The organism is Azospirillaceae bacterium (assembly GCA_028283825.1).
In the GTDB taxonomy this organism is placed as follows: domain Bacteria; phylum Pseudomonadota; class Alphaproteobacteria; order Azospirillales; family Azospirillaceae; genus Nitrospirillum.
Genome location: JAPWJW010000003.1, coordinates 1491986 through 1506793, shown reverse-complemented (window position 1 = coordinate 1506793; position 14808 = coordinate 1491986). Strand labels below are relative to the sequence as shown.

Below are 14808 nucleotides of genomic sequence, written 5' to 3'. Positions count from 1 at the left end.
GCATGATGGAGCACGCGACGGAGCAGGATTTTCCGGAACTGTACCAGCTCATCCGGGCCTACCTGAATCAGGACTACACGATCAACGGCCCGGAGCTTGAGGACTCGGTATACGCCTTCATTGAGGATTCTGTGCCGGAGGTGATTCAGGCCGCCCGCGAGGATATCGCGCGGTTCCTCGTCACGTTCCCCGGCAACCTTGATGCGGCGATGGAAGTGTTTGTGCGCGGCGACTGGGCCCGCTTGCCGGGAACCACGGCGCACGACTACCTGCTATGGCTGGACGGGCTACTCGCCGGTGCCCTCGAACATAACGGCCAGCACGTTTAGCGCTGGGGCTGCTGGTCCATTCGGGTTGGGCGATATCAAGTTGGGACAGGCAGGAGCTTGCGGCTAATATCCAATTAGCTTCGGCCAATCTCAATGCGAATTTATGATATAATATATCAATTGCAAATATTTGAATAATGTGAGATAGATTATTCCATAATGGAGATGTGTATGGGTGATAAAAAGAGCGTACCCGAATCAATGGCTCCGGCAGAAGCGCTTGCTCGCGCAGATCATGAAAAAATAAAAAAATGTGTTGATCAGGCGAATTCTGATGAGAAGCGTTTCCTTGAAACGGTTAATTCTATGCCTGAATTATCTTTCAGGGTTTTAGGGGTGGAGCCATCTAAAGACCATGATGGGAATTACATAATGTGGGGAGACGTACTTCGTGGTGCATTAGGAAGAATTGACCCTGGATTAAAGAGATTGGCCCGTAACCATTTTAATGGCGTTCGAAAATCTTGCGAAAGCGAGAGATAGCTAATCCAAGAATGCTTTTATTTTGATTCTTCTTATGGCATTCTGAATTTTCGTTCCCGGCCTGGGCGGGGGAGGGATCATTTGGCGGAATATCAGGGTGTTTCCCCTGTACATTTGGTGTGAATGTTTGCGCAACCCCTGTTGTCTTTTCTCTCATAATTTTAGCCATCATATTATGAGCACGTGCGTAATCGCAGTCTGCCGGGGATTCTCCGATGGTTAGAATATCTCTGAGTTGGTCATTTAAAAAGTGAACCAGATGCTTCTTGTATTCTTCGTCAAATAGTCCAGATTCCGGCTGTCTTGTTTTCTGAGCGATTGATAGGCACAAAGAGTTCATTGTCCTGTGGCGATCTTGTGATGATATTAGCGTCGACCTCTTAGACATTACTGAGAGATATAAGGAGTACACGGAAATTAATGCCGACGCGGCGATGAAAAATTTCGATAAAAAAGAAAGTGTTTCTCCAACATATTTTTCGAATTCTAAATGAAATAAATCGGACAGTAACTTTCCAAGAGAATCAGAGATTCCGACATCTGATATTGAGAGGCCGGCCACTAGAACACCTATCCCAGAAATGGCATAACGCATTTCTTTTCTATATTCCGTTCTTTCTTCTTTTTCTATTCTCGATACAGCAAAATCATGACCAAATGCTTTTGCGCGAGCGCGGTACCATATTATGTATAAAGATGGATCTTCGGGGCAATCTAATCGCTCATCCGTATTTTCGTTCATGTCTTGGGCCAATCATGTAGTTGTCCTACCTTTTTGCAGATTCTTACACAGAGAGCGCATTCATGTCGGATGGAACATAATATCCCCCATTCCGTACAATTCTTTCAAAGAAGAAATCGGCTGAAAGATCAGTTGCCTCAGCGTCAAAATAAGTTCGCCGATCATAAGACTCAATGGTGATGGCATCCAATTCCACCGCTGTTTTAGAGCGAAGCTGATGTAGCGGGGTATATCCAGTGTAGCGAAGCATAATGCCCCATTCTTGAGCAAACTCCTCGAGACGAAGGACATCGTCCTCATTTTGTCCAGGATACCCTAGCATCACCAAGCCCTTTAGGCGGATGCCGCTATTACGTGCCATCTTAATGACAGATTCAAGCTCTGAGATCGATGATTTTGCCGTTCTGTCGTGGGAACGCGAGAGTGTTTCAATGCCTACCGCCAACTCAATACAGCGAGCCTTTCCTGCAAGATGAATGATCTCTTCATTGAGCAGAGATTTGATCGTCGTTACGCCACGCCAGGTGAAGGTATCGCCGCGCCGAATATATTCGTTGCAGAAATCCCTCATCCAGGTGCGATTGGCAAAAAGTGTCGATGCAAATAGGTGAAGAGTTTCGCTGCGCTTTTTAAAGCCAGATTCGTCAATCCATTTGAAGACATGACTTATAGGGCGGCGCCTGTCTATGGCTCCCTCTTCCTGAGGGGCGCCACAATACGCACAGCCAAAGTCGCATCCTTTGGACACGGTTATTGCTAACCGTGTCCGATAATCTTTTCCATGGGTGTTCCGCGTAAATTCCGCGTACTTATCTAATGGAAGATCAACGAGGCTTGGCACTGGCCAGTTGGCAGGTGCAAGTCGCTGCCCTTGATGGCGCACATAACGCTTTTCTTCTGGGGAGAATATTGACCATCCGGCTGGCGGGCGGGAAGTTCCTATTGTCTCAATATAATCAATGATGGCAGCCTCGCGGTCGCCGCTCACATGAATGGCATCAAATGGAGGCCGCTCAAAATATTGAGGCATAAAAGCCGTCGCTCTGCCGTAGACTAATACGGGAGTTTCGGGCGAAACTTTCTTTGCTAGTTCTGCGATTTGTTTGGCAAGTCGTGCCTGATGTACGTCGCACCAAATTAAAATTAGGCTCGGTGATTTGAGGAAAACTTCAATATATTTCGTGAGGCTTGGGGTATCGACATCAAGATCATGGCACTCGACGCCCCAACCGAAACGCCGAACGGCATCGACCATCTCACCCAGGTAGACCGCCTTGTAGACGGTCGCCGGATTATGCTCCAACGCATTGCGTAGAGCGAAAAAGACGGCGAAGGGCGACTGCTGCTTAGACATGGCACCAAGCGATCCTAGAAGCGGTGATGGCGATGGGCAGCGCCAGAAACCTTGCTTGGTGCCGCCCGGCTATCGGACTGATTGACGGCGACGGTAACGTAAAGTAAATATTCTAGTTCTCCGTATTGTCCCACTGTGAGCGTAACCCGGCAAGGGTTTTTATCCATGCTCACAGGCCATAGTTGTGCGCCGGGTGTGATGCTCTTGGCCATTCTATGGCGAAGCCATGAACCGCGCCGGGATTGTCGGAGGCCGTTTGGTTTGAGTCAGGCGGCCATCGCCGGGGTGTCCGTCATGGCGTGGAAGCGAGCCTCAGCTTCGGCGGGTGGGATGTTGCCGATGGGGCCCAGGATCCGCCGGTGGTTGAACCAATCGACCCATTCCAGGGTGGCGTATTCGACGGCCTCGAAGGATCGCCATGGCCCACGCCGGTGGATCACCTCGGCCTTGTAGAGGCCGTTGATGGTTTCCGCCAGGGCGTTGTCGTAGCTGTCGCCGACACTGCCGACCGAGGGCTCGATCCCGGCGTCCGCCAGGCGCTCGGTGTACTTGATGCTGACGTATTGAACGCCCCTGTCCGAATGATGAACCAGGCCGCCGTGCTTGGCCGGTTGCCGTTCATGCAGGGCTTGCTCCAGTGCGTCGAGCACGAAGGCGGCATGGGCCGTCCGCGATACCCGCCAGCCGACGATGCGCCGGGCGTAGGCGTCGATGACGAAGGCCACGTAGACGAAGCCCTGCCAGGTGGCAACGTAGGTGAAGTCCGACAGCCACAGCATGTTCGGCCGGGGCGCATGGAATTGCCGATTGACATGGTCCAGCGGACAGGGTGCCGCCTTGTCGCTCACCGTCGTCCTCACCGGCTTGCCCCGGATCACACCTCGCAGGCCCAGGTCCCGCATCAGCCGGGCGACCGTGCAACGCGCGATGGCTTGGCCCTCCCGCTTGAGCTGGTGCCAGACCTTGCGCACGCCATAGACGGCGAAGTTCTCGTCGAACACCCGCCGTATTGCGACCTTCAACCGTGTGTCCCGCTTGGCCCGCGCCGGCAGGCGGTCCGGGTTGGAACGCCGCGACGCATGCCGGTGATAGGTCGACGGGGCGATCGGCAACACCTGGCAGATCGGCTCGACCCCGTGCGCACCCCGATGCTCATCGATGAAGGCAATCATGGCTTGAACCGGCGGTCGAGCTCCGCCGCCGCAAAATACGCGCTCGCCTTGCGCAGGATGTCATTCGCTTGGCGCAGTTCCCGGTTCTCCCGTTCCAGCGCCTTCAGCCGTTCCGCGACATCGCTGGGAACACCGGCCCGCGTGCCTGCTTCAACCTCGGCCTTCTTCACCCATTCGTTCAGCGTCTGTCCGGAACAGCCGATCTTCGCCGCGATCGACATCACCGCCGCCCAACGGGACGGATGATCCTTCTCGTGATCCAACACCAGCCGCACCGCGCGGGCACGAACTTCGGGGGAAAACTTGTTCGTCGTCTTGCTCATCGTGGCTTCAGTCTCTCAGGAGTGAAAGCCTCCGACAATCCCGGCGCGGTTCAGGGTCTTGTGTCCCAGCTTGTCGCGTACCAGGAAGGCGTTGGCACCCGTCTGGCCGGCGTAGGTCCCGACGGTGTGGCGGAGGTCGTGCAGGCGGACGTCCTCCAGCTTGGCCTTGGTGCGGATGCGGCCCCAGGTGTGGCTCAGCGAGTTCGCCGCCAGCGGCTTGTTGGCGTCCTGGATGCCGGGCAGTACCCATGGCGATGTCCGCCCCATCTCCGTCAGGAAGGCTACCGCGACGGCGCCGATGGGGTGGGCCCGGGCGCCGGCCTTGGCATCGCGGATGAGGAGGAGGGCCGCCTCCAGGTCGATGTCTGTCCAGCGCAAGGCCAGAAGCTCACCCACGCGGCAGCCGGTCAGAAGCAGAAGGCGAATGGCGTTCAGGACCGAGTCGTGCGCCGTCCGGTCATGTTCCGCGGCGGCCACCGCCTTGCCCACCTCCACCACTTCGTCGTCGGACAGGAAGCGCTCGCGGGCGGTTTCCCGATAGCGCTCGATCAGCCGGCACGGGTTGGTGTTGTCGGGGCGGAAGCCCCACACCTCCGATAGGCTGAACATCTTGGACAGCACGGACAGGACGTGGTTGGCTTGGCGGGGCGTCGCCCTTAGCCGGTGGTGCAGGGCGGAGATGTCGCCCCGGGTGATGGATGCCGTCGCGCGGGTGCCCAGCTCGGGCTTGATGATCGTTTCGACGAGGCGCCGGAACTCCTTCTGCGTGGTCGCCTTGTTCTTCATATCGACGTGCTGGGAGAGGTAGCGGTCCGCCAGTTCGGTGACCGTGAAGCCCTGGGCCAGGCGTTCCTTTTTCTCCACCGCCGGGTCGGTGCCCTGCCGCACCTTGGCCAGCAGCTTCTCCGCCTCCGTACGGGCGCTGTCCGGCGTCCAGGGGGAGCCGTGGCGCCCGATGGTGTATTTGCGCAGGGGAGTGGCCCGGCCGCCCATGCGATAGCGCACCAGGTATGTCTTGGCGCCCAGCGGCGTGACTTTCAGGATGAAGCCCTTCAGGAGGGTGTCGAACACCAGGATATCGGTCGGTCCGGGCTGCATCTGGTCGACCAGTTTTTTGGTGATTTTCGCCTGCATCAAAACCCCCAGGACTCACGGTTTTGGACTCACCCAGGACTCACCGTAGCGGCAATCCAGGGGTTTTCGCCCCGTTATCGGAAAACTGGGAAAGCCTATAATGCGTGTTAAATCAAGGCAATGACATATGGGCGGAAAATTCCCCCAATCCGGGAAAATTCTGTTGGACGAGACTCAAAATCTGTTGGCCGCAAGGTCGTGTTGGTTCGAGTCCGACCGGGGGCACCAAATTCCGCATCAGTTTGAAAAGTGGCCCCTTTGCGGGCCATTTTTTTTGACCATGCGGTCAACTTCTCTGACATGACAGCGCAACGTTCGCCGGTTACCTTGGGCGCTCTTCAGCCAGACCGGGAACCCCAGATGACCGCCACGCGCCGCCTGCTTGCCGCCGCCTTCCTGTCCGCCACCGTCCTGAGCGCCGGCCCGGCCCTGGCCTGGGGCCCCAACGGGCACGCCATCGTCGGCGACATCGCGCAGGATCGGCTGAGCCCGAAGGCCAAGGCGGTGGTGGAACAGCTGCTGGCCCTGGAAGGCCATCACACCCTGGATGAGGTGGCGTCCTGGCCGGACACCGTGGGCCACATTCCGGAGGACAAGGGCGGCCTGCCCAAGACCCTGCCCTGGCACTATGTCGATGTGCCGGTGGAGGCGCCGGGCTATGACGCCGCGCGCGACTGCGCCGGCGACAATTGCGTCATCGCCCGTCTGCCGGAACAGGCCCGCATCCTGGCCGACGCCCACGCCACGCCCGAGGCCCGCCTGGCTGCGCTGAAATGGGTGGTGCACCTGGTGGGTGACCTGCATCAGCCCCTGCATGCCAGCGAGCGCGACCACGACAAGGGCGGCAACGACGTCAAGGTCCGCTATTTCGGCGAGGACCGGAACGGCCGCCTGAACCTGCATTCCCTGTGGGATGAGGGCATCGTCGATCGCAAGCTGGGCCTCAGCGTCAACAAGGACTATTCCATCGACCTGGCCCAGGCCAAGGCGGCCGCCGGCACGCTGGAACAGGGCATCTCGCTCGCCGACGCCAAGGCCTGGGCGCCGCACACGCCGCTGAAGGCTGGGCTGGGCGGACTGGACCAGGACGTCCAGGCCTGGGGCGAGGAAAGCCACGGCCTGGCCCGTGACGTGGTCTATGGCTTCCTGCCGGCGCCGGAATCGGACGGCAAGGAAGGCCTGGCGGGCGGTTATGAGACGTCGGCGTGGCCGCTGGCCCGCATGCGCCTGGAAATGGCCGGCGTGCGCCTGGCCTGGCTGTTGAACCAGGTGCTGGGCGGCAAAGGGACGGCGCACTCTTGATGGTGGCGCTAACATTGGAATGGGTCCAAATACTTGACCCATGTCAATAACGCCACCCAATACTATTGCTCAGTTGCCTGAAAACCTCCCCGGGATTTCCATGGAGATCCAAGGTGGGAGGTTTTCATGGACCAGAACAGCACCTACGCTCTTGTTTTAAGAGAACATATCGCCGATCTCGATCCCCTGATCGCCCGTTGGACCAGTGGCCATTTCATCCTGAGCGGCATGGCCCGGGACGAGGCGGCGGAATTCGTGGAGCGCTTGCGGGCCATACGGTCGGAAATGGTGGGCCGCATGGGCCGGCCGGACCTGGATGCCCGCCTGCCCCGGGTGGCCGACGGCCTGATGGCGCGCTGAGGGCCGGAATGGCGGCGGCGCCCATGCAGCCGGCGTAAGATAAGGCATGACCGAACCTCCATTGCTGATCCAGGCCGACGGGTTTTCCTTGCGGCCCTTTCATCCTGACGATGCGCCGTCCCTGTGGGGCGCGCTGGAGGAGAGCCGGCCCGCCCTGCGGCGCTGGGTGGGCATCGGTGACATGGACGGGTCGGTGGATCTGGTCCGGGCGCGCATCGCGCAATGGTCGGCCGCGTTCGATGGGCGAACCCGCCTGCAATATGCCCTGATCAGCGCCGATGACGCGGTGCTGGGCGGTTGCGCGCTGGAACATATCGACTGGCCGGCGCGCACCTTTCAGCTGGGATACTGGGTCCGGACGTCGGCCCTGGGCCGGGGGCACGCCACCGCCGCCGCGCGGGCGCTGACGCGCGCCGCCTTTGAAGTGCTGGCTGCCCGCCGGGTCGCGATCTGGACCGATGTGGCGAACGGGGCCAGCGTGGCGGTGGCCCGGCGGCTGGGCTTCGTCCTGGAGGGGCGGTTGCGCCATGAGCGCCTGAACGCCGCCGGCCAGCCGCAGGACACCTGTATCTTCGCCCGTACGGACGCGGCCGGCCTTTAGCAGGGTGCGGAAAAATCATTGTGCTGCTGCGCTCGGGAAACTTTCGGTCATCTCGCGTCAAACCCTCGTTAGATAGCGCCGCTATCTCGCCTCGGCTTTTCCTAATCTGACCGAATTTTCCCGTCGCTCGCCACGCACAAGCCTTTTTCCGCACCCTGTTAGGCCGCGGCCGGCGGCCTTTCGCGGCGGGCCAGGTCGCTGCTGAGCGCCAGATAGCGGTCGCCGCGGTGGTTGATGGCCACGATCATGTTGGCGATGAAGGCGCCCATCACCGACAGGGCCAGCCGGTCCGGCGTCAGCACGAAGCACGCCGCCGTCATGATTATGGCGTCCAGGCCCAGTTGGACATAGCCGGCGCGTAGGCCGAACCGTTCCTGAAGATACAGGGCCAGGATGTTGATGCCGCCGATGCCGATGCGGTGGCGGAACAGGATCAGCAGCCCGGTGCCGATCAGGCCGCCGCCGGCCAAGGCCGCATAGATGGGATTCAGCACGGCGAAATCCATCCAGCCGGGTGTCAGCCGCGTTTCCACCGTCACCAGGCAAACGGCGATGAAGGTGCGCATGGTGAAGCGCCAGCCCATGCGTTTCCACGCCAGGACATAGAAGGGCAGGTTCAGCACGAAGAAGATCAGCCAGAACCCCGTGCCGGTCACATATTGCAAAAGCAGCGCCGCACCAGCGACACTGCCCACCAGCAACGTCGACTTCGCATACAGCGTGGTGCCCAGCGAGACAAACAATGTACCGATGAACATGGCGGCGAAGTCTTCATGCAATCTGTGGTGGATTTGATTTTGTGATCGCATAATTCGCCGCCGTATTTGAAATCCGCTGTTATCAGCATAAATTTATTATTGTGCAGTGCGAAACGACTTTATTTCATAGGTGTGCCCCGCGCCTTGTCCATACTGCGGATCTGGGTTGGGTCCATAATTGGGACCTAGCCGAGGCAACCTAGTCGGACCGCATAGGGCGCATTGTCGCTTACGGGCTTTCGGCTTAGGGGCATTAACCAATGCCCTGTTGCCGATCCGCCCTGTTTTTGAAAGCCTTGAAGGGTATCAACGCCGGAGGAAGTCATGAGCCAGAACGCCGCGTACACCCGTATCCTGCAGGAACGCATCGCCGATCTCGACCCGCTGATCGAGCGGTGGAGCAGCGACAGCCTGATCCTGAACGACACCGCCGGCGATGAGGCCGAACAGTACCTGGAACGCCTGAAGGTAATCCGCGCCGAGATGGCCGGCCGCCTGGGCCGCCCCGATTTGGAGGAGCACCTGCCCGGCATCACCAACAGCATGCTGGTGCGCTGAGGTCGGTTTTGCCCTGTACGGAATTCGAAAACGGCCCGGACCTCAGGTCTGGGCCGTTTGTTGTTCAGAACGGCCGTTTCCGTCACCACCTCGGCCACCGGCGCCTCATCCCGCTGGTGGGCGGTCAGGCGGTAATACGCCCACGCCGCCGCGAACAGGGCGACGAACACGCCGAAGACCAGCAGGTTGTAATAGACCATGGCGACCAGGCACAGGACGGCCAGGCCCAGGGCGATGGCCGGCACCAGCGGGTATCCCGGTGCCAGGAAGGGGCGGTCCAGGCCCGGCGCCAGCCGGCGCAGGCGGAACAGGCTGGCCATGCTGATGATGTACATGACGATGGCGCCGAACACCGACAGCGTGACGATGTTGGCGGTCAGCGGCTGGCCGCCGAAGGCCAGCACGTCGTCGGAGAAGATGGCGGCGATGCCGACCGCCCCGCCGGCCAGGATGGCCCAGTGCGGCGTGCGGCGGCGCGGGTGCAGGCGGCTCAAGGCCACGGGCAGGAAGCCGGCGCGGGCCAGGGCGAAGATCTGGCGGGAATACCCCATGATGATGCCGTGGAAACTGGCCACCAGGCCGAACAGCCCGATCCACACCAGCATGTGCAGCCAGCCGCTGTCCGACCCCACCACCGCCTTCATGGCCTGGGGCAGGGGATCGTTGATGTTGGCCAGATCGCGCCAGTCGCCCACCCCGCCGGCCAGCACCATGGTGCCGAAGGCCAGCGCCACCAGGGTCAGGATGCCGGCGATATAGGCGCGGGGGATGGTGCGGGCGGGGTCCTTGGCCTCCTCCGCCGCCATGGCCGCCCCCTCGATCGCCAGGAAGAACCAGATGGCGAAGGGGATGGCGGCGAAGATGCCGCCCAGGGATGTCGCGGCCAAGGGGCCGTCGCCAGCCCAGCCGTGGGCGGTGAAGTGGCCCCAGGTGAAGCCCGGCGACACCACGCCCATGAACACCAGCAGTTCGCCGATGGCCAGCAGGGTGACGCACAGTTCGAACGTGGCGGCGATGGTGACGCCGGCGATGTTCAGGCCCATGAACACGACATAGGCGCCGACGGCGGCGATCTTGGGGGACAGCCCGGGGAACTGGACGTTGAGATAGGCGCCGATGGCCAGCGCTATGGCTGGCGGGGCGAAGACGAACTCGATCAGCGTCGCGGTGCCGGCGATGAAGCCGCCCAGCGGCCCGAAGGCGCGGTGGCTGTAGGCGAAGGGCCCGCCGGCATGCGGAATGGCGGTGGTCAGCTCCGTGAAGCTGAAGATGAAGGTGGTGTACAGCACCGCCACCAGCACGGTGGTGGCCAGGAACCCCAGGGTGCCCGCCTGGGCCCAGCCGTAGCTCCACCCGAAATACTCGCCCGAGATCACCAGGCCGACGGCGATGCCCCACAGATGCAGCCCGCCCAGGCTTTTGGTCAGCCCTTCCGCCATGTCCCCATCACCCCGTCAGCCCGTCCCCAAGCCGCCAGTATGCCTGCGACGGTCGGGGCGCGCAGGGGAAAATGCGCAAGGTTTAGGCGAATTCGCCGATGCCCAAACCTTGGGCATCCGGCGTGCGGCCGGTGATCTGGGCCAACTGGCGGCGCAGGGCGGCGTTCTCCGCCTCCAGCCGCAGCACCCGGTTGTGCAGGTCGGCCACCGGTGTTGCCGTCTGGTCGCGGCGCCAGCGATAATAGGTCATGCGGCTGACGCCCAGGATGCGGGCCACATCCACCACCTTGGCGCCGTCCCCGATCAGGCTGTCGGCGCGGGCCAGGCATTGCGCGATCTCTTCCGCGGAATGGTTCCGTTTCATCTGATCCCCCTAGTTCTTGATCCCGGCCACCCAGACGTCGCGGACCCCCAATTCCGGCGACAGCAGGACGAAGTCGGCGCGGGCGCCGGCGCCGATGCGGCCCAGATCGGCCAGGCCCAGGAAATCCGCCGGCACGCGCCCCGCCATGGACAGCGCGGTCTCCGGCGTCACCCCCATCAGGCGCACGGCCCCGCGCACGGCGGCGGCCATGTCGATGTCGGCCCCGGCCAGGACGCCGTCGGCCGTCACCAGGCGGCCGTCGCGGCGGTAGATGGTGTGGCCGTACAGCTCGAATTCCTGGGCATCCGTGCCGGTGGGCGACATGGCGTCGGTCACCAGGAACAGGCGGTCCGGCCCCTTGGCCCCCAGGGCCAGGCGCAGCATGGCCTCATGCACATGCACGCCGTCGGCGATGACGCCGCACCAGCCCTGTTGCCCCGCCGCCAGGGCCGCCCCGGCGATGCCCGGTTCCCGGTTCATCAACGGCGGCATGGCGTTGAACAAATGGGTGAAGCCGGTCAGGCCGTGGTTCAGCGCGGCACGGGTGCGGGCATAGCCGGCCGCCGAATGGCCGCCGGCCAGGATCACGCCGGCCTGGGCCAGGCGTTCCAGCACGTCGTCGCCCACCACTTCGGGGGCCAGGGTCAACAGCACGCGGCCCGTGGGGAAGCGCGCCGGCAGGCCCAATAGGAAGTCGATATCCTCGGCCGTGGGGGCCCGGACATAGGCAGCCTCATGCACGCCGCGCCGTTCCAAATTCAGGAACGGCCCTTCCAGGTGGATGCCGACCACGCCGCCGCCCGGAACCTGGGACGCCGCCGCCGCCGCGTCCACCGCCAGACGCCACTTGCCGGCGGCATCCGTGATGAAGGTGGGCAGCAGGGCGGTGGTGCCGAAACGCCGGTGGGCGGCGGCGATGGCCCGCGCGCCCGCAATCGTGGGCGTGTCGTTGAACAGCACGCCGCCGCCGCCGTTGACCTGGGCGTCGACAAAGCCCGGGGCCAGCAGCCCGTCCTCGGGCAGGGCCACCACCGGCACGCCGGCGGGGGCTTGGGCGCGCAGGTCCAGCACCCGGCCGCCCTCCACCAGCACGCCGACATCGGTCAGCGTGGCCTCACCGGTGAAGACGGGGCAGCCCTGGAAGAACTGGCGCATCACACCGTCTCCGTCACCTTGCGCAGGTTGGGCGGCACGTCGGGGTCCAGGCCCCGCATGCGCGCCACCTTGTGGATGGCCATGTAGAAGCTGGCGACCGCCGCCAGGGGGCCCACCTCCGGCGGCAGGCCGGGCACTACGGGCAGGGCCTCGACGCCCTCGATCCCCTCTTCGGTCGCCAGGATGGGGGCGCCCAAGGACGCCGCCTTGGCCAGCGTGCCGCGCGTCACCTCCGCCGTCACGTCGTGCTGGGTCAGCGCCAGGATGGGGAAGCCGGGACCCACCAGGGCGAAGGGGCCGTGCACCACCTCCGCCGCGCTGAACGCCTCGGCGTGCAGGCGCGAGGTTTCCTTGCACTTCAGGGCGATCTCGGCCGCCGCCCCGCTGCCGATGCCCCGGCCCAGGACGTACAGGCCGGTGGCCAGTTCCAGGCGGCGCAGCGCGGGGTACCAGTCCAGGCCCACGGCGGCATCCAGCCAGCCCGGCACCTTGGACACGGTGTCCAGCAGGGCCGCATCCTCCTGCCAATGGGCCACCAGTTGCAGGAAGGCGACGCAGGCGGTCAGGTAGGACTTGGTGGCCGCCACACTCTTTTCCGGGCCGGCGCACAGCGGGATGAACACGTCGGCCAACTGGGCCAGGGGCGATTCCTCGTCATTGACGAAGCCCACCACCAGGGCGCCGCCGGCCTTGGCCGCTTCCGCCAGGCGCAGCAGGTCGGGGCTGCGGCCCGACTGGGATACCGCCACGAACAGGGCGCCCTCCACCTGCAAAGGCGCGTTGTACAATGACACGACCGACGGCCCGACGGAGGCGACGGGCAGGCCCAGGCGCGTCTCGATCAGGTACTTGCCATAGGCGCTGGCGTGGTCGGAACTGCCCCGCGCGCAGGTGATCACCACCTTGGGCTTCAGGGCCCGCAGGCGGGCGCCCAAATCGCGGAACAGGGGGGCGGCGCGGTCGATCTGGCGGGCGGCGGCGGCGCCGGACTCGGCGGCCTCAAGGGCCATCAGCGGGGTGGCCTTAAGCGTGCTCATGACAAATCCTGTGGGTCGGTTGCATCGGTGTGCGGCGGCAGCGACAGCTCCACCACGAAATCATAGGCGTCGCCCCGGTAGTGGGAGCGGACGAGTTCCAAGGGCGCCCCGCTGGCCAGGAAGCTGCGGCGCTCGATGGCCAGGGCGGCGGCACCGGCGGGGGTGTCCAGCAATCGCGCCACCCCCTCGCTCAGCACCACGGCGGTCAGGCGCTGCACCGCGCGGTGGGGGGCATAGCCCTGGCGGCGCAGGGTTTCATAGAGGGAGCCGGTGACCTGTTCCGGGTTGGGCAGGTAGGCGTGCGGGATGACGGAGGTTTCCACCGCCAGCGGCACGTTGTCGGCCAGGCGCAGGCGCTTCAGTCGGCTGACCTTGGCGCCGGGGGCCAGGCCCAGGGCCATGGCCTCATCCGGTGCCGCCGGGCCGGTGCCGCGCGCCAGCCAGCGGGAGGAGGGCTCCAGCCCCCGGCGCACCATGTCCTCGCTGAAGCCGGTCAGGGTGGACAGCGGCTGTTCCACATGGATGGCGCGGCTGACATAGGTGCCGGCGCGGGCGCGGGGTTGCAGCAGCCCCTCATCGGCCAGGGATTGCAGGGCCTTGCGCACCGTGACGCGCGAGACGTCGAAGCGCCGCGCCAGGTCGCGTTCGCCCGGCAGCGCGTCCTCCACCTGCAAGGCGCCGTTGGCGATCATGCGGCGCAGATGGCGGGCCAACTGCCGGTACAGGGGCAGGGGGTCGTCGCTGGACAGGGTGGTGAGATCGGCCGTGGTCATGCCGCGCGCTCCCGCGCCATCACGCCGGCCGCCTGGCGGGCCAGCCACAGGCCGCCGTCCAGGGCGTCGCCCCGGGCCGGCACCAGCAGGCGGCGCGCCCAGGGCGCCATCCATGGCTCGATCACCGGCGCCAGGCCGCCCATCATGCAGACGCGCGGCGCGCCCAGTTCCACCAGGCGGCGGACGTGGGTCGTCAGCCGGTCGGCCGATTCCGCCACCAGGCTTGCCGCCACGGCGTCGCCAGCGGCGGCGAAATCCAGGGTCAGGGGGGCGAAGGTGCCGTAGTCGCCGGGCTTGGCGGCGCCCACCCACGCCACCACGGCGGCGGGGTCGCCGCCTATCCGCTCCATCACATGGCGGGTGAAGGCGCTGTCGGGCCCCAGGCCGTCATGGCCGCGCAATGCTGCCCGCACCGCCTCCCGCCCCAGATAGGCGCCGCTGCCTTCGTCCGACACCTCGAACCCCCAGCCGCCGATGGGCCGCCCGACGCCGCCTACCAGGGCGTAGCCGATGCTGCCGGTGCCGGCGATCAGGATGGCGCCGTCCTCGCCCTCAAAGGCGCCCAGGCAGGCGGTGTGGGCGTCGTTGCGGGCGGAAGTGGAGGCGAAGGGCTGGCCGGCGCACGCCGTCGCCGCCCCCTCCACCGCGCGTTCGTCCGCCGGCTTGCAGATGCCGGCCAGGCCCAGGCCGACATGGATGCGGGGGAATGCCGAACGGGTCAGGCTGGCCTGGGCCAGCGCCTGGTCGGCGGCGACCAGGATGGCGCCCCAGCTGACCTCCAGGCCCAGGCGGATGTTGGCGGCACTGCCCTGGCCCTCGCCCAGGCGATCGCCGTCGGCGTTGCTCAGCCGCACGCGGCAGCCGGTGCCGCCGCCATCCACACCCATGAAAAGAATCTCGTCCATGCCGCTGGTCCGTTTATCC

15 protein-coding genes, 1 pseudogene and 1 other annotated feature are annotated in these 14808 nt (G+C 63.9%); of the genes and pseudogenes, 5 read left to right on the top strand and 11 right to left on the bottom strand.

Features of this window, described 5'->3' with window-relative positions:
- Nucleotides 1–2: 2 nt before the first annotated feature.
- Together PW843_18755 and PW843_18750 are read left to right on the top strand one after the other, a co-directional pair.
- Complete coding sequence (locus PW843_18755; protein ID MDE1148627.1) at nucleotides 3–329, top strand: contact-dependent growth inhibition system immunity protein; 327 nt, start codon at nucleotides 3–5, stop codon at nucleotides 327–329.
- Nucleotides 330–500: 171 nt separating this feature from the next.
- Nucleotides 501–812: a hypothetical protein gene (locus PW843_18750; GenBank protein MDE1148626.1), complete on the top strand. Its 312-nt coding sequence runs from the start codon at nucleotides 501–503 to the stop codon at nucleotides 810–812.
- Here the strand turns inward: PW843_18750 and PW843_18745 are convergent.
- The 4 genes from PW843_18745 to PW843_18730 all read right to left on the bottom strand — a co-directional run bounded on the left by PW843_18745 (nucleotide 775) and on the right by PW843_18730 (nucleotide 5537).
- Nucleotides 775–1554 carry a hypothetical protein gene (locus PW843_18745; protein ID MDE1148625.1) on the bottom strand — a complete coding sequence of 260 codons (780 nt, stop codon included), beginning with the start codon at nucleotides 1552–1554 and terminating at the stop codon, nucleotides 775–777. The genes PW843_18750 and PW843_18745 overlap by 38 nt on opposite strands.
- A gap of 43 nt (nucleotides 1555–1597) precedes the next feature.
- The gene (locus PW843_18740; GenBank protein MDE1148624.1) at nucleotides 1598–2908 is read right to left on the bottom strand and encodes a radical SAM protein; all 1311 of its coding nucleotides are present in this window, start codon (nucleotides 2906–2908) and stop codon (nucleotides 1598–1600) included.
- 266 nt (nucleotides 2909–3174) lie between these two features.
- A protein-coding gene (locus PW843_18735) for an IS3 family transposase (protein ID MDE1148623.1) occupies nucleotides 3175–4403 on the bottom strand; the annotation gives its coding sequence in 2 pieces (ribosomal slippage) (nucleotides 3175–4115 and nucleotides 4115–4403; 1230 coding nt in all).
- Nucleotides 4006–4122, bottom strand: a sequence feature (AL1L pseudoknot). (Overlaps the previous gene by 117 nt.)
- 15 nt (nucleotides 4404–4418) lie before the next feature.
- Complete coding sequence (locus PW843_18730) at nucleotides 4419–5537, bottom strand: site-specific integrase (GenBank protein ID MDE1148622.1); 1119 nt, start codon at nucleotides 5535–5537, stop codon at nucleotides 4419–4421.
- Nucleotides 5538–5897: 360 nt separating this feature from the next.
- On the opposite strand from PW843_18730, the gene PW843_18725 reads away from it, so the two are divergent.
- The 3 genes from PW843_18725 to PW843_18715 all read left to right on the top strand — a co-directional run bounded on the left by PW843_18725 (nucleotide 5898) and on the right by PW843_18715 (nucleotide 7800).
- The gene (locus tag PW843_18725; GenBank protein MDE1148621.1) at nucleotides 5898–6839 is read left to right on the top strand and encodes a S1/P1 nuclease; all 942 of its coding nucleotides are present in this window, start codon (nucleotides 5898–5900) and stop codon (nucleotides 6837–6839) included.
- A 126-nt stretch (nucleotides 6840–6965) separates the two neighbouring features.
- Nucleotides 6966–7199 (top strand): hypothetical protein, encoded by a 234-nt coding sequence (locus PW843_18720; GenBank protein ID MDE1148620.1) that lies wholly within the window; start codon nucleotides 6966–6968, stop codon nucleotides 7197–7199.
- A 46-nt stretch (nucleotides 7200–7245) separates the two neighbouring features.
- Entirely contained in the window at nucleotides 7246–7800 is a 555-nt protein-coding gene (locus PW843_18715; GenBank protein ID MDE1148619.1) for a GNAT family protein, read from the top strand.
- A 158-nt stretch (nucleotides 7801–7958) separates the two neighbouring features.
- Here PW843_18715 and PW843_18710 read toward each other — a convergent pair whose 3' ends face one another.
- The 7 genes and pseudogenes from PW843_18710 to PW843_18680 all read right to left on the bottom strand — a co-directional run bounded on the left by PW843_18710 (nucleotide 7959) and on the right by PW843_18680 (nucleotide 14789).
- A complete protein-coding gene (locus PW843_18710; protein ID MDE1148618.1) occupies nucleotides 7959–8558 on the bottom strand; it encodes a YitT family protein in 600 nt (199 codons plus the stop codon).
- Between the two features lie 659 nt (nucleotides 8559–9217).
- Nucleotides 9218–10555: pseudogene (gene eat / locus PW843_18705) on the bottom strand (ethanolamine permease).
- An 82-nt stretch (nucleotides 10556–10637) separates the two neighbouring features.
- Nucleotides 10638–10919, bottom strand: a complete 282-nt coding sequence (locus tag PW843_18700; protein MDE1148617.1) for a transposase — start codon at nucleotides 10917–10919, stop codon at nucleotides 10638–10640.
- Between the two features lie 9 nt (nucleotides 10920–10928).
- The gene (gene nagA, locus PW843_18695; protein MDE1148616.1) at nucleotides 10929–12074 is read right to left on the bottom strand and encodes an N-acetylglucosamine-6-phosphate deacetylase; all 1146 of its coding nucleotides are present in this window, start codon (nucleotides 12072–12074) and stop codon (nucleotides 10929–10931) included.
- Nucleotides 12074–13111 (bottom strand): SIS domain-containing protein, encoded by a 1038-nt coding sequence (locus PW843_18690; protein MDE1148615.1) that lies wholly within the window; start codon nucleotides 13109–13111, stop codon nucleotides 12074–12076. The genes nagA and PW843_18690 overlap by 1 nt, the downstream gene beginning before the upstream one ends.
- Nucleotides 13108–13884 (bottom strand): GntR family transcriptional regulator, encoded by a 777-nt coding sequence (locus PW843_18685; GenBank protein ID MDE1148614.1) that lies wholly within the window; start codon nucleotides 13882–13884, stop codon nucleotides 13108–13110. The genes PW843_18690 and PW843_18685 overlap by 4 nt, the downstream gene beginning before the upstream one ends.
- The gene (locus tag PW843_18680) at nucleotides 13881–14789 is read right to left on the bottom strand and encodes a BadF/BadG/BcrA/BcrD ATPase family protein (protein ID MDE1148613.1); all 909 of its coding nucleotides are present in this window, start codon (nucleotides 14787–14789) and stop codon (nucleotides 13881–13883) included. The genes PW843_18685 and PW843_18680 overlap by 4 nt, the downstream gene beginning before the upstream one ends.
- Nucleotides 14790–14808 lie beyond the last annotated feature (19 nt).

Excerpts from the sequence above, each read along its gene's own strand:
- PW843_18755 (MDE1148627.1), top strand. The coding sequence starts at position 3 with ATGATGGAGCACGCGACGGAGCAGGATTTTCCGGAACTGTACCAGCTC.
- PW843_18750 (MDE1148626.1), top strand. The coding sequence starts at position 501 with ATGGGTGATAAAAAGAGCGTACCCGAATCAATGGCTCCGGCAGAAGCG.
- PW843_18745 (MDE1148625.1), bottom strand. The coding sequence starts at position 1,554 with ATGAACGAAAATACGGATGAGCGATTAGATTGCCCCGAAGATCCATCT.
- PW843_18740 (MDE1148624.1), bottom strand. The coding sequence starts at position 2,908 with ATGTCTAAGCAGCAGTCGCCCTTCGCCGTCTTTTTCGCTCTACGCAAT.
- PW843_18730 (MDE1148622.1), bottom strand. The coding sequence starts at position 5,537 with ATGCAGGCGAAAATCACCAAAAAACTGGTCGACCAGATGCAGCCCGGA.
- PW843_18725 (MDE1148621.1), top strand. The coding sequence starts at position 5,898 with ATGACCGCCACGCGCCGCCTGCTTGCCGCCGCCTTCCTGTCCGCCACC.
- PW843_18720 (MDE1148620.1), top strand. The coding sequence starts at position 6,966 with ATGGACCAGAACAGCACCTACGCTCTTGTTTTAAGAGAACATATCGCC.
- PW843_18715 (MDE1148619.1), top strand. The coding sequence starts at position 7,246 with ATGACCGAACCTCCATTGCTGATCCAGGCCGACGGGTTTTCCTTGCGG.
- PW843_18710 (MDE1148618.1), bottom strand. The coding sequence starts at position 8,558 with ATGTTCATCGGTACATTGTTTGTCTCGCTGGGCACCACGCTGTATGCG.
- PW843_18700 (MDE1148617.1), bottom strand. The coding sequence starts at position 10,919 with ATGAAACGGAACCATTCCGCGGAAGAGATCGCGCAATGCCTGGCCCGC.
- nagA (MDE1148616.1), bottom strand. The coding sequence starts at position 12,074 with ATGCGCCAGTTCTTCCAGGGCTGCCCCGTCTTCACCGGTGAGGCCACG.
- PW843_18690 (MDE1148615.1), bottom strand. The coding sequence starts at position 13,111 with ATGAGCACGCTTAAGGCCACCCCGCTGATGGCCCTTGAGGCCGCCGAG.
- PW843_18685 (MDE1148614.1), bottom strand. The coding sequence starts at position 13,884 with ATGACCACGGCCGATCTCACCACCCTGTCCAGCGACGACCCCCTGCCC.
- PW843_18680 (MDE1148613.1), bottom strand. The coding sequence starts at position 14,789 with ATGGACGAGATTCTTTTCATGGGTGTGGATGGCGGCGGCACCGGCTGC.